The organism is Caulobacter hibisci (assembly GCF_016135805.1).
GTDB lineage: Bacteria > Pseudomonadota > Alphaproteobacteria > Caulobacterales > Caulobacteraceae > Caulobacter > Caulobacter hibisci.
In genome coordinates this window covers 58,260-70,550 of the sequence record NZ_JADWOX010000017.1, presented here as the reverse complement: position 1 = coordinate 70,550, position 12,291 = coordinate 58,260, and the positions used below count along the sequence as shown (strand labels likewise).

12 protein-coding genes and 1 tRNA gene are annotated in these 12,291 nt (G+C 69.9%); 7 read left to right on the top strand and 6 right to left on the bottom strand.

Annotation, left to right across the window (positions count from 1 at the left end):
- Positions 1–10: 10 nt before the first annotated feature.
- Positions 11–1,147, top strand: a complete 1,137-nt coding sequence (gene zapE, locus I4Q42_RS20165) for a cell division protein ZapE (RefSeq protein WP_198577887.1) — start codon at positions 11–13, stop codon at positions 1,145–1,147.
- On the opposite strand, the gene I4Q42_RS20160 is transcribed toward zapE, so the two are convergent.
- The 3 genes from I4Q42_RS20160 to I4Q42_RS20150 form a co-directional block, all read right to left on the bottom strand.
- Complete coding sequence (locus tag I4Q42_RS20160) at positions 1,137–2,300, bottom strand: hypothetical protein (RefSeq protein ID WP_198577886.1); 1,164 nt, start codon at positions 2,298–2,300, stop codon at positions 1,137–1,139. The genes zapE and I4Q42_RS20160 overlap by 11 nt on opposite strands.
- A 20-nt stretch (positions 2,301–2,320) precedes the next feature.
- Complete coding sequence (locus I4Q42_RS20155) at positions 2,321–2,602, bottom strand: hypothetical protein (RefSeq protein WP_198577885.1); 282 nt, start codon at positions 2,600–2,602, stop codon at positions 2,321–2,323.
- A 68-nt stretch (positions 2,603–2,670) separates the two neighbouring features.
- Positions 2,671–4,101: a sensor histidine kinase gene (locus I4Q42_RS20150; RefSeq protein WP_198577884.1), complete on the bottom strand. Its 1,431-nt coding sequence runs from the start codon at positions 4,099–4,101 to the stop codon at positions 2,671–2,673.
- 181 nt (positions 4,102–4,282) lie between these two features.
- Between I4Q42_RS20150 and sdhC the strand changes: the two genes are divergently transcribed.
- From sdhC to I4Q42_RS20120, 6 genes are all read left to right on the top strand, one after another.
- Complete coding sequence (gene sdhC / locus I4Q42_RS20145; protein WP_198577883.1) at positions 4,283–4,690, top strand: succinate dehydrogenase, cytochrome b556 subunit; 408 nt, start codon at positions 4,283–4,285, stop codon at positions 4,688–4,690.
- Between the two features lie 2 nt (positions 4,691–4,692).
- Entirely contained in the window at positions 4,693–5,094 is a 402-nt protein-coding gene (sdhD, locus tag I4Q42_RS20140; protein WP_198577882.1) for a succinate dehydrogenase, hydrophobic membrane anchor protein, read from the top strand.
- Complete coding sequence (gene sdhA / locus I4Q42_RS20135) at positions 5,094–6,881, top strand: succinate dehydrogenase flavoprotein subunit (protein ID WP_198577881.1); 1,788 nt, start codon at positions 5,094–5,096, stop codon at positions 6,879–6,881. The genes sdhD and sdhA overlap by 1 nt, the downstream gene beginning before the upstream one ends.
- Positions 6,882–6,891: 10 nt before the next feature.
- A complete protein-coding gene (locus I4Q42_RS20130) occupies positions 6,892–7,674 on the top strand; it encodes a succinate dehydrogenase iron-sulfur subunit (protein ID WP_198577880.1) in 783 nt (260 codons plus the stop codon).
- Positions 7,675–7,920: 246 nt separating this feature from the next.
- Positions 7,921–9,150: an NAD(P)/FAD-dependent oxidoreductase gene (locus I4Q42_RS20125; RefSeq protein WP_198577879.1), complete on the top strand. Its 1,230-nt coding sequence runs from the start codon at positions 7,921–7,923 to the stop codon at positions 9,148–9,150.
- A gap of 29 nt (positions 9,151–9,179) precedes the next feature.
- Positions 9,180–9,500 carry a 2Fe-2S iron-sulfur cluster-binding protein gene (locus I4Q42_RS20120; RefSeq protein WP_198577878.1) on the top strand — a complete coding sequence of 107 codons (321 nt, stop codon included), beginning with the start codon at positions 9,180–9,182 and terminating at the stop codon, positions 9,498–9,500.
- Positions 9,501–9,693: 193 nt separating this feature from the next.
- On the opposite strand, the gene I4Q42_RS20115 is transcribed toward I4Q42_RS20120, so the two are convergent.
- The 3 genes from I4Q42_RS20115 to I4Q42_RS20105 all read right to left on the bottom strand — a co-directional run bounded on the left by I4Q42_RS20115 (position 9,694) and on the right by I4Q42_RS20105 (position 12,276).
- Positions 9,694–9,769: transfer RNA gene (locus tag I4Q42_RS20115), tRNA-Thr, on the bottom strand.
- 39 nt (positions 9,770–9,808) lie between these two features.
- A complete protein-coding gene (locus I4Q42_RS20110) occupies positions 9,809–11,377 on the bottom strand; it encodes a heme biosynthesis protein HemY (protein WP_198577877.1) in 1,569 nt (522 codons plus the stop codon).
- Positions 11,374–12,276 carry a COG4223 family protein gene (locus I4Q42_RS20105; protein WP_198577876.1) on the bottom strand — a complete coding sequence of 301 codons (903 nt, stop codon included), beginning with the start codon at positions 12,274–12,276 and terminating at the stop codon, positions 11,374–11,376. The genes I4Q42_RS20110 and I4Q42_RS20105 overlap by 4 nt, the downstream gene beginning before the upstream one ends.
- Positions 12,277–12,291 lie beyond the last annotated feature (15 nt).

Genomic DNA, 12,291 nt, shown 5'->3' with positions numbered 1-12,291 from the left:
GCAATTCCCGATGCCCGAGCCCCGAAACGAACCCCAGTCCGTCCGCACCGCCTATCGTGAGCGCCTCGCCGCCGGCGAGCTTCGTCCCGACGTCGCCCAGGCCGCCGCCATCGAGGCCCTGGCCCGGCTGGAAGCCGATCTCGACGGGGCCGGCGAGCCCAGCTTCTCGTTCTTCGGCCGCAAGCCCAAGAGCCAGCGCGGCCTCTACATCTGGGGCCCGGTCGGGCGCGGCAAGTCGATGGTCATGGACCTGTTCTTCGAGAGCGCGCCGGTCGGCCGCAAGCGACGGGTGCACTTCCACGTCTTCATGGCCGAGGTCCACGCCCACATCGACGCCTGGCGCAAGGGCGACGCTTCGGAGCGCAAGGCTCGCTTCGGCCGCCACAAGGGCGACGACCCGATCGCGCCGACGGCCGAGCTGATCGCCGACCAGGCCCGGCTTTTGTGCTTCGACGAGCTGCAGGTCACCGACATCGCCGACGCCATGATCCTGGGCCGATTGTTCGAGGCGCTGTTCGCCGAGGGCGTGACCCTGGTCGCCACCTCCAACCGCCCGCCCGACGACCTCTACAAGGACGGCCTCAACCGCCAGCTCTTCACCCCCTTCATCGCCATGCTGAAGGAGAAGATGGAGGTCGTGGCCGTGCGCGGGCCGGTGGACTTCCGCCTCGATCGCCTGCGGGCCGGTCGCACTTGGCTCTCGCCCCTCGGCAAGGCGACCGAGGCCGAGTTCGACACACTGTGGGCCGACATGCTGGACGGCGCTGAGGAGACCGGCGCGACGCTGGAGGTGATGGGCCGCAAGCTGCGCCTGCCGCGCGCCGCCGGCGGCCTGGTGCGCAGCTCGTTCGCCAGCCTTTGCCAGCAGGCCCTGGGACCGCAGGACTACCTGGCCCTGGCGGCGCGCTTCCACACCATCTTCCTGGAAGACATCCCGCTGCTGGTCCCCGAGAAGCGCGACGCGGCCAAGCGCTTCAACACCCTGATCGACGCCCTCTACGAGGCCGACGCCAAGCTGGTCGCCCTGGCCGCCGGCGAGCCCGAGGCGCTGTATCCGGCGGGGGATGGCTCGTTCGAGTTCGAGCGGACGGTGTCGCGACTGCAGGAGATGCGGTCGGCGGATTACGTGGCGCGGGTCAGGGACTAGGGGACGAAGGCGGCGGCGCGGCCACGGGCGCGGCCGGCGCGGGGTTTGGTGCATCGCCGGCGTCGGGCGGCGCCTGGCTGAGGATGCGGATCGCCACCTTGATCGACGGCTCGCCATAGAACGCAACCAGCTTGTAGAGCATCAGCAGGGCGCGGCTTTCGAGCGGCAGGGCGGGAACACTCGCCTTGAAGTCCGGCGGCTCCAGATTCTGGTCACCGTCGATCGCGCGCACATGGTTGGTCTGGGCGAGTTGAGCGCAGACGTCCGGAAGCGTCTTTTCGGCCAAGGCCGGGTCTATCGTGGCGAAGGCCATCACGGTTTCGCGACTCAAGGCGACATAGCTGCGGATGTCGCCGCCCAAGGCGACGATGGCCGAATGTAGGGTTTTCTCGCCGACGATGTTGATCAGGGTCAGGCCCAGCGACAGGCACTTGGCTTCGTTCGACATCTCGGCCTTGGCCAAGTCGACGACCTGAGCGTTGACCCCCGCGATCTCGTCGGCCGAGACGTTCTGCATCAGGTTGAAGCACAGGGAGGGTAGGGCCGCCTTGATCGCGTCGAAGGACAGGCCGCGCATGATCGGCCTTACGAACTTCGCCCGGGGCACCGACCGCTCCCGGTCGTAGGCGCGGTCGAGCGCCCGCAGGAAGACCTGCAGCACCAGATTCGGACCGGCGGGGATTTCTGTCTTGCCGATCCGCGCCGTGAACAGGCCCGACCGGAAGAAGGCCATGGCGCCGAAGCCGGCGACGAAGGTCTTCAGCGGTTCCGCCACCGTCACGTTCAGCGGTCCGGTGAGGTAATAGGCCAGGGCCGAGGCCGCGCCGTTGATCGTCACGTAGAACAGGCCGGGCGCGCTGACCAGCGGGGCGAAGGGGTCGTCCTGATAGCGCGAGACCATCTCCATCGCGCCGACCGCCAGGCCGATCCAGATCGCAAAACCGTAATGGGCGGCCACGACCGCCGTCGTTCCGCCGCCGAAGGCGAAGGCGTGCAGCGCCAGGCAGAGCTGAACGAGGGCGGCGGCGACATAGACGACGATGCCGTAGGTCGATCGACGCTGGAAAGCGGTCTTGAAACAGAAATACACGCCCGCGGTCAGAACGGCGGCCGCTAACCAGATTCCGATATAGACCCGGATTTCCAGCGACACGTTTCCCCCCGAAACAGCCCTCAGAACTCCGTCAGTTTGAGGTATCGCGCGGCGCGAGCGCCGATCTCGGACAACTTGAAGCCGTCTGCGGTCGAGTCAAGGAAACGATCGCTCATCAGCTTGCCGACGATCGCTTCGATGATGTTGGGCGGCGCGCCCATGAGATTGGCGAGCGAGGTGATGTCCGCCGCCTTGCCGGACGCGAGCTGGCTGAGGACGTCGGCCTCGCTTGGTCCGGCCGGCGTGCTCGACTGGATCGCCGCGTTGGCGGTGCGCAGGAACTGGGAAGTCGCGTTGGCCATGGCCGTGTCTCGCGTGAGGATCTGTCGAAGGTAACAGCGCGCGGGTCGGACCGAAAGGTCCACGGACGCTAGAACGCCCGGTCCAGCGACACCGTGAACCGACACGCCAGCCCCGCCTCGGCATAGTCGATCGCCACCTGGCCGCGCAGTTCGCCGCCGATGCTGCGGTCGATCAGGCGCGAGCCGAAGCCGTGGCGGGTCGGCGGCATGACCGGCGGGCCGCCGGCCTCGCGCCATTCGAAGGCCAGCAGGCCCGCCGCGACGCTCCAGGACAGGTGCAGCCGGCCGGCCTCGACGCTCAGGGCCCCGTACTTGGCGGCGTTGGTGGCCAGTTCGTGGAACACCATGCCCAGCGAAAGGGCCACCCGGGCGGGCAGGTTGACGTCCGGCCCGTCCATGGCGATGCGGCCGGGATCGTACGGCGCCAGCTCCTGGGCCAGGATCTGGCGAAGGCCCGCCCCCGCCCACTGGCTGTCGGTCAGGGCGTTGTGGGTCTGGGACAAGGCCAGCAGCCGCGCCTCGAAGGCCCGCACGAAGGTCGCCGGCGTCTGCACGCCGCGCAGGGTCTGGCGGGCGATGGCCTGGACGGTGGCCAGGGTGTTCTTGACCCGGTGGTTCAGCTCGTCGAGCAGCAGCCGCTGCTGCTCGCCGGCCAGCACCTTGTCGGTCACGTCCGAGCCCTCGACCAGCACGCCCGACACCGAACCGTCGGGCTCGACGATCGGCTGGTAGATGAAATCCAGAAAGCGGTCTTCCAGCGGCCCGTCCGGGGTGCGCTGCAGGGCGACCTTGATCTCGCGGCCGACGAACGCTTCGCCCGAGGCGCTGACCTTGTCGAGCAGGGCGATGAAGCCCTGGTCCACCACCTCGGGCAGGGCCTCGCGCAGCGGCAGGCCGAGCACCTCGCGCCAGCCGATCAACTGGCTGTAGGCGTTGTTGACCAGGTCGATGCGGTGATCGGGGCCGCGCAGCACGCCCATGAAGCTGGGCGCCTGCATGAACAGCCGCCGCAGTTCGTCGCTCTGCGCGCCGACGGCCCCCGCCCGCAGCAGCACGTCGTCCTGCAGCATGGTCATCTCGCCGCGGCCGAAGGCGACGTCCTTCAGCCGCTGGATGGCGGTGACGTCCTGGGTGTGTTGGACGATATAGGCGGTGCGGCCGTCGGAGCCAGGGATCGGGGTATGGGTGGCGCTCCAGATCCGGTCCTCGAAGCCGCCGCCCTCGTGGGCTGGCCGCTCGATGGCGTAGGGAATCAGCGGCAGGTGATCGACACGGCCGGTGTCGCGGGCGCGGACCAGCGACTCCTCAAGCCGGCTGCGCGACTCGCCCTCGCTGGGAAAGGCCTCGAAGATGGTGCGGCCCGCCAGCTCGGCCCAGTGGCGGTTGAGGGTGTCGAGATAGGCCTGGTTGGCGGCGACGTAACGCAGGTCGCGATCCAGCATCATGTAGGGCGTCGGCAGCCGATCGAACACCGCCTCGAAATCGATCGGCCCAGTCATGGTTTGAACGTCATTCCCCAATGAACAGTCCGAGATAACGCAAGCTTGGCTTGAGGAGTTCCTGCCTTCTCTCGTCAGGCGAATTGAGAACGTATCTCAAGTAATGGCCGTTTCGTTGACACCCCGGCGCTCGCGCTTAAAAGCGTCCCGCAACGCACAAATCCACAGGTTGGACGTAAAAATGACCGAGACGAGCCGGGGGCTCCCTGAGCGTCCGCTGTCGCCGCACCTCCAGGTCTGGCGCTGGCACATCACCATGGCGTGCTCGATCCTGCACCGCGCCAGCCTGTTCGCGCTTTATATCGGCGTCCTGCTGCTCGCCGGCTGGGCCCTGTCGCTGGCCTCGGGCCCCGACCACTACGCCTGCTACACCGGCCTCCTGGGCTCGCTGCTCGGCAAGCTGCTGCTGTTCGGGATCACCGTCGCGGTGTTCTACAACGTCGCCTACATCGTCCGTCAGAGCTTCTGGGACCTCGGCAAGGGCTTCGCGCCCAAGACCGCCGACGCCACCGGCGTGGCCGTGATCGCCTTCGCGATCGTCGCCGCCGCCGTGACCTGGATCATCGCCGCCGCGACGGGAGCGCTCTGATCATGAGCAGCAGCAACAACCAATTCCGCACGCCGCTGTCGCGCGCTCGCGGCCTGGGCGCCTCGCACCACGGCGTCGCCCACTTCATCGCCGAGCGCGTTTCGGGCCTGGCCCTGATCCCGCTGTTCATCTGGGGCGCCTTCGCCGGCATCCGCCTGGCCGGCGCCGACTTCGACGCGGTGGCGGCCTGGGTGGCCATCCCGCTGAACGCCGTCCTGCTGTCGCTGCTGTTCGTGGCGCTGCTGGTCCACCTGAAGAACGCCATCCAGCTGGTCATCGAGGACTATGTCGAGGCCTTCGCCCCCAAGGCGGCCCTGGTCATCGGCAACCTCTTCGTCTGCATTCTCGCCGGCGCCGTGGGGATCGTCTCGATCCTGAAGATCGCCTTCACCGGAGCCCTTTGATGTCGGCCTACACGTTCATCGACCACAAGTTCGACGTCGTCGTCGTGGGCGCCGGCGGCTCGGGCCTCCGCGCCGCGCTCGGCGCCGCCCAGGCCGGCCTCAAGACCGCCTGCATCACCAAGGTGTTCCCGACCCGCAGCCACACCGTGGCGGCCCAGGGCGGCATCTCGGCCTCGCTCGGCAACATGGGCCAGGACGACTGGCGCTGGCACATGTTCGACACCGTCAAGGGTTCGGACTGGCTGGGCGACCAGGACGCCATCGAGTACCTGACCCGCAACGCTCCGGCGGCGGTCTATGAGCTCGAGCACTGGGGCGTGCCGTTCTCGCGCACCAGCGAAGGCAAGATCTACCAGCGCGCCTTCGGCGGCATGACCAAGAACTTCGGCGAAGGCCCGATCCAGCGCACCTGCGCGGCGGCCGACCGCACCGGTCACGCCATGCTGCACACGATGTACGGCCAGTCCCTGGCCCACGACACCGAGTTCTTCATCGAGTACTTCGCCCTCGACCTGATCATGGAAGACGGCGCCTGCCGCGGCGTGACCGCGTGGAAGCTCGACGACGGCACCCTGCACCGCTTCCAGGCCCAGACCGTGATCCTGGCCACCGGCGGCTACGGCCGCTCGTACTTCTCGGCCACCTCGGCCCACACCTGCACGGGCGACGGCAACGCCATGGCGCTGCGCGCCGGCCTGCCGCTGCAGGACATGGAATTCGTGCAGTTCCACCCCACCGGCATCTACGGCGCCGGCTGCCTGATCACCGAGGGCGCCCGCGGCGAAGGCGGCTACCTGACCAACTCGGAAGGCGAGCGCTTCATGGAGCGCTACGCCCCGTCGGTGAAGGACCTGGCGCCCCGCGACATGGTCAGCCGCGCGATGACCATCGAGATCCGCGAAGGTCGCGGCGTGGGTCCCAACAAGGACCACATCTTCCTGCACCTCGACCACCTGGATCCGAAGATCCTGGCCGAGCGCCTGCCGGGGATCTCGGAGACGGCGAAGGTGTTCGCCGGCGTCGACGTCACCAAGGCCCCGATCCCGGTGCTGCCGACCGTCCACTACAACATGGGCGGCATCCCGACGAACTATCACGGCGAAGTGGTCACCAAGGCCGGCGACAATCCCGACCAGGTGATCCCGGGCCTGATGGCCGTGGGCGAAGCCGCCTGCGTGTCGGTGCACGGCGCCAACCGCCTCGGCTCCAACTCGCTGATCGATCTGGTGGTGTTCGGCCGCGCGGCCGGCCTGCGCTGCGCCGAGACCCTGGTCGCCGGCGCCAAGCAGCCGGAACTGAAGGCCTCGCAGACCGAAGCCCACATCGAGCGCTTCGATCGCTTGCGCAACGCCAACGGCTCGATTCCGACCGCCGACCTGCGCCTCGAAATGCAAAAGGCGATGCAGGAAGACGCCGCCGTGTTCCGCACCGGCGAAAGCCTGGACAGCGGCGTGGCCCGTCTTCAGGCCGTCTGGGACAAGAAGAGCGACGTCAAGGTTTCCGACCGCGGCCTGGTGTGGAACACCGACCTGATGGAGACCCTGGAGTTCGACAACCTCATCGGCCAGGCGGTCGTGACGGTGAACGGCGCGGCTAACCGCACCGAGAGCCGCGGCGCCCACGCCCGCGAGGACTTCTCGGACCGCAACGACACCGAGTGGATGAAGCACACCCTGGCCTGGCTCGACAACGACACCGGCAAGGTCAGCATCGATTACCGCCCGGTCCACAACTACACGATGTCGACCGACATCGACTACATCCCGCCGAAGCAACGGGTTTACTAGGGGAACGCAGATGGTCCAGCTCTCTCTTCCCAAGAACTCCCGCGTTCAGAGCGGCAAGCACTGGCCGGCCCCGGCCGGCGCCAAGAAAGTGCGCTCGTTCAAGATCTACCGCTACGATCCCGAGACCGGGATGAACCCGCGGTGGGACACCTACGAGGTCGACGTCGAGGCCTGCGGTCCCATGGTCCTGGACGCGCTGCTCTACATCAAGAACACCATCGACCCGACCCTGGCCTTCCGCCGGTCGTGCCGCGAGGGTGTCTGCGGGTCGTGCGCCATGAACATCGGCGGCCGCAACACCCTGGCCTGCACCCACGGCCACGGCGAGGTGCCCGGCAAGGCGGTGACGATCAGCCCGCTGCCGCACGCGCCGGTGGTCAAGGACCTGATCCCGGACCTGACGCTGTTCTACGCCCAGTACGCCTCGATCGAGCCGTGGCTGCACACCACGACCCCCGAGCCGCAGACCGAATGGCGCCAGTCGCCCGAGGACCGCGAAAAGCTCGACGGCCTGTACGAGTGCATCCTCTGCGCCTGCTGCTCGACCTCGTGCCCCAGCTACTGGTGGAACGGCGACAAGTATCTGGGCCCGGCGGCCTTGCTGCACGCCTACCGCTGGCTGATCGACAGCCGCGACGAGTCCACCGGCGATCGCCTCGACGACCTCGAGGACCCGTTCAAGCTCTATCGCTGCCACACGATCATGAACTGCGCCCAGGTCTGCCCGAAGGGTCTGAACCCGGCCAAGGCGATCGCCTCGATCAAGAAGATGCTGGTGGAGCGCGTGGTCTGACGACCCGCCTTCTCCGGATTTTCGGATAAGTCTGCAAAGCCTCGCCGCTGGTCGGCGGGGCTTTCGCATATGGGGCGCCGATCAGGCGGCGTGTTCGCCTGCCGCGCTTTCCGGCCGGCGCGCTTTGCGGCCGGGCGGGTGCTGTTCTATGGCTGGGGGCTGACGGTTGTCGGCCCGGCTTGCAAAAGATGACGGGGTCGTCAATTTTGTTTCGTGCGGGAGGCAGACGCGTTGAGTGAAGCGGTCGTGAGCGATCCGAAGGCCAAGGTGGTGATCGTCGGCGCCGGCCATGCCGGCGGCTCGGCCGCGGCCTTCCTGCGCCAGTACGGCCACGGGGGCCCGATCGTGCTGATCGGCGAGGAGCCGCTGCTGCCCTACCAGCGTCCGCCGCTGAGCAAGGCCTGGCTGAAGGGCGAGGCCGACGCCGACAGCTTGGCCCTCAAGCCCCAGGAGTGGTACGCCGAGGCCAATGTCGCCCTGCGCCTGCAGGGCGTGGCGACCAGCCTCAACCGGGGCGACCGCACCGTCAGCCTCGCCTCGGGCGAGGTGATTTCCTACGACTTCCTCATTCTCGCCACCGGCGCTCGCGCCCGCGCGCTGCCGATCCCCGGCGCGGATCTGGCCGGCGTGCTGGCCCTGCGCACGGCGGCCGACGCCGAGGCCCTGAAGGCCGCGCTCGGCCCGGCCAAGCGCCTGGCTGTGGTCGGCGGCGGCTATGTCGGCTTGGAGGCGGCCGCCTCGGCCCGCGCCCTGGGCGCCGAGGCCACCATCATCGAGCGCGAGAGCCGGGTCCTGGCCCGCGTGGCCTGCGAGACCCTGTCGACCTTCTTCCAGGACTATCACGGCGCCCGCGGCGTGAAGTTCGAGCTCAACGCCAATGTCGAGGCCTTCGAAGGCGCTGACGGCCACGTCACCGGCGTGCGCCTGAAGGGCGGCGAGGTGGTGGCCTGCGACGCCGCGCTCGTGGGCGTCGGCGCCCATCCCAATGTCGAACTGGCCCAGGACGCGGGCCTGGAGTGCGCCGGCGGCATCGTCGTCGACCTCGAAGCCCGCACCAGCGACCCGCACGTCTTCGCCATCGGCGACGTCGCCCACCGGCCGCTGCCGATCTACGAGCGCCAGTTCCGCCTCGAAAGCGTGCCCAACGCCCTGGAACAGGCCAAGCAGGCCGCCGCCGCCATCGTCGGCCGCGCCGGGCCGTCGCCGGAAGTGCCGTGGTTCTGGTCCGACCAGTACGACCTCAAGCTCCAGATCGCCGGCCTGCCGTTTGACGCCGACAGCACCATCGTGCGCGGCGACGTGGCCGGCGCGAAGTTCGCCGTCTTCCACCTCAAGGGCGACCTCGTCCAGGCCGTGGAAGCCGTCAACGCGCCGCCCGAGTTCATGGCCGGCAAACAATTGATCGCCAAGCGGACGCCCGTGTCTAAGACAAAGCTGTCCGATCCGGCGATATCCATGAAGGAAGTGGCGGCCTGAAAGCCGCCCTCTAAAGACGCAGGGGAACCATGGCCAAGATCACCTACATCGAATTCGACGGGACCGAGCACGCCCTCGACGTCAAGCCGGGCCTTACGGTCATGGAAGGCGCGGTGAAGAACAACGTCCCGGGCATCGACGCCGACTGCGGCGGCGCCTGCGCCTGCGCCACCTGCCACGTCTATGTGGACGCGGCCTGGACCGACAAGACCGGCGACAAGTCGGCCATGGAGGAGTCGATGCTCGACTTCGCCGAGAACGTCGAACCTAACAGCCGCCTGTCCTGCCAGATCAAGGTCACCGACGCCCTCGACGGCTTGGTCGTGCGTTTGCCGGAAAGCCAGCACTGACCTCTGGTCCTTCTCCCCTTGCGGGAGAAGGTGGCGGCCGAAGGCCGTCGGATGAGGGGTCTCTCAAAACCAAGACGCCGCGAAAGCCGATCGGCTTTCGCGGCGCTTCTGTACGTGCGGGCCTCGTCCCTCTCCCTCAAGGGGACAGAGACGCCACATGACATCCGGACGAAGATATCGAAGGGAAGGAAAGTGGTGCCGCCTAGGTGACTCGAACACCTGACCTACGCATTACGAATGCGCCGCTCTACCGGCTGAGCTAAGGCGGCCCACGGCGCGTCGGTGAATCGCCGAGCGCGAGGAGCGGCCTATTTAGCGGGGCGCGGGCCGCTTGCCAAGCGTCGGCGTGCGTTCGTGTTGCGACGAGGCGCCGGAGCCGGTCCCGGGGCGTCCGGCGAGGGCGGATCGTCGAGGTCGCCATGGTCGTCGAGAGGGGGGGCGTCGAGGAACGGGATCAGGGCTCCGCCGGTCTCGGCGGCGCGGACGAAGGCGGTGGAGGCCGCGTGGCTCACCTGGGCGTAGGCCGAGGGCAGCTCGGGCAGATCGCTCATGGTGCGTTCGCGGCGCTCGAAGCGGGGATGGATCAACTCGCCGGTCTCGGCGTAGCTGGCGGCCAGGCGGGCCCAGTCCTCGCGGCCATACGCGAAGGCCTGGCCCTCGGGGTCCAGGTCGCTCCAGTCCGGCTCCTGCGGGGCGGCGACGCCCCGGGCGATCCAGGCGCGGGCCTCGTCGGGCTCGGCGCCCGCGAAGGCGACGCGGGCCATCAGGCCGGCCAGGCGGGCGGTGGGGGCGGCTTCCTCGGGCAGCAGGCGGGCGGCGGCGCGGGCCGCCACGGCGTCGCCGGCGATCAGGGCGCTCTCGACCTTGAGGATCCGACTCTCGCGGGCCTCGGGCTTCAGCTGGGCCAGGGCCGACAGGCGCGCGGCGCGCAGCTTGGGGGTCTCGCTGGTCTTCAGGTCGCGATAGGCCAGCCACAGGGCCGGGTGCGGCGCGCCCTTCCAGGCGGCCTCGATCAGGGTTCCGGCCTTGGCGGCCTTGCCGTCGGCGGCCAGCAGGCGGGCGGCCATGACCACGCCGGGCGCGAAGTCGGGCTTCAGCTTCACCGACTGCAGGGCGAAGTCGAGGGCCTGGGCCAGGGCCTTGGGATCGTCGGACTCTTCGAGACTTGCCGCCGAGGCGGCCAGCAGGGCCGCGCGGGCCCGTTCGGCCACGACGGGCGGGACGATCTTGCGCTCCTGGGCGCCTTGCACCAGCTGCAGGGCCGCGGCCCAGTCGCCGGCCTCGAGGCGGGCTTCGAACAGGGCGCGCCAGGCCCACAGGGCCGAGCCGGCCAGACCGTAGGCGGTTTCGGCGTGGCGCAGGGCGAGCGGGCGGTCGCCCTCGGCCAGGGCCAGTTGCATCAGGCCGCGCAGGCCGGCCAGGCGCATTTCGGGAAAGCCCAGCATGGCGTTCCAGGCCTGGCGCGCGGCGACGGTGTCGCCGGCGGTCTCGGCCGCCTGGGCGGTCAGCACGCGGACCAGGGCCGGGGTGTCGTCGGCCAGGCCGGCGGCCTTCTGGGCCAGGCGCCGGGCCTCGGAGCCGTCGCCGGCGGCCACGGCCAGGAAACCGCGCGACAGGGCCTCGTTGGCCTGGTTGCGGCGGGCCTCGGCGCGGGCGCGGGCGGCGCGCTTGGGGGCCTCGATGATCCACAGCAGGCCGCGCCACAGGGCGGCGGCGGCCAGGGCCAGCAGCAGGGTCAGCAGGGCGGCGGTGGCGGCGGTCATCTCGACCCGCCAGCCCAGCCACTCCAGGCTGGCCGCGCCCGGCTCGCCGGTCAGCGAGACCACGACCACGGCGATGACGGCGATCAGGACCAGGGCGAAGAGAGCGCGGATCATTGGGGCGCCGCTCCGGCGAGGCGGGCGTCGGCCTGGCTGCGCGACACCTGGACCAGGCCGCTCAGGGCCTGCTCGCGGATGGCGGCGACCAGGCGGTCGATCTCGGCCCGGCGCTCGGCCTCGGCCCGCCAGGCGGCCAGGGTCGGGCGGGCGCTGGTCGGCAGGCCGTCGAGCACCTTCAGCGCGCCCAGCACGTCGCCGGCGTCGAGCCGGGCCTGGGCGCGGGCCAGCAGGGCGTCGGGACTGGTCCCGGTGATGGAGCCGACCTGGCGGATGGTGACGACGCGCGAGAGGGCGTGGCGCAGGCGGGCCAGGGCGCCGGCGTCGGGGCCCGGGTCGTGGGCGGCGACCGAGGCCGCGCCGGCCAGGTCGTCGAAGCCGGCGGCCAGGCCGGCCACGGTCGGCGCGCCCGACCGGGCCAGGCGCTCAAGCGCGCGGGTCTCCGACGACATCGGCAGCACGCGTTCGAGGCTGGCCACGGCGTCGGCGAACGGTTCGCTGCCCTGCGAGGCCTCGGCCAGGCTGGCGGCGGCGAGGGCGGCGGCGGCGGCGTCCAGCGTGCGCTGCTGGCCCGATTCGAGCAGGGCGAGGCGTTGCTCCAGCCGGCCGATCTCGGCCGAGGGGGCGGGGGGCTCGGGCGCGGGGGCGACCGCGGGCGCCGAAGAGGAGGACGAAGCAAAGCCGGCCGAGACCGGTCCTTGGCTCACGCTCGCCTGCGGCGTCGCGCCGGGCTTGGAGAACCAGGTCGGGCCGTAGTGGGCGATGGCCGCCCCGGCCCCGACGCAGACCACGCATAGCCCGATCATCACCCAGAAGGTCGCGCCCAGCAGGGGCTTGCGGGCGTAGAGGGCCGGGTCGCTGGGGGCGGCGATCTCGGCGGGGTCGGGGGCGGCGCTCATGGCTCCATTCGTGCC

Excerpts from the sequence above, each read along its gene's own strand:
- sdhC (WP_198577883.1), top strand. The coding sequence starts at position 4,283 with ATGACCGAGACGAGCCGGGGGCTCCCTGAGCGTCCGCTGTCGCCGCAC.
- zapE (WP_198577887.1), top strand. The coding sequence starts at position 11 with ATGCCCGAGCCCCGAAACGAACCCCAGTCCGTCCGCACCGCCTATCGT.
- I4Q42_RS20105 (WP_198577876.1), bottom strand. The coding sequence starts at position 12,276 with ATGAGCGCCGCCCCCGACCCCGCCGAGATCGCCGCCCCCAGCGACCCG.
- I4Q42_RS20155 (WP_198577885.1), bottom strand. The coding sequence starts at position 2,602 with ATGGCCAACGCGACTTCCCAGTTCCTGCGCACCGCCAACGCGGCGATC.
- sdhA (WP_198577881.1), top strand. The coding sequence starts at position 5,094 with ATGTCGGCCTACACGTTCATCGACCACAAGTTCGACGTCGTCGTCGTG.
- sdhD (WP_198577882.1), top strand. The coding sequence starts at position 4,693 with ATGAGCAGCAGCAACAACCAATTCCGCACGCCGCTGTCGCGCGCTCGC.
- I4Q42_RS20130 (WP_198577880.1), top strand. The coding sequence starts at position 6,892 with ATGGTCCAGCTCTCTCTTCCCAAGAACTCCCGCGTTCAGAGCGGCAAG.
- I4Q42_RS20110 (WP_198577877.1), bottom strand. The coding sequence starts at position 11,377 with ATGATCCGCGCTCTCTTCGCCCTGGTCCTGATCGCCGTCATCGCCGTG.
- I4Q42_RS20120 (WP_198577878.1), top strand. The coding sequence starts at position 9,180 with ATGGCCAAGATCACCTACATCGAATTCGACGGGACCGAGCACGCCCTC.
- I4Q42_RS20150 (WP_198577884.1), bottom strand. The coding sequence starts at position 4,101 with ATGACTGGGCCGATCGATTTCGAGGCGGTGTTCGATCGGCTGCCGACG.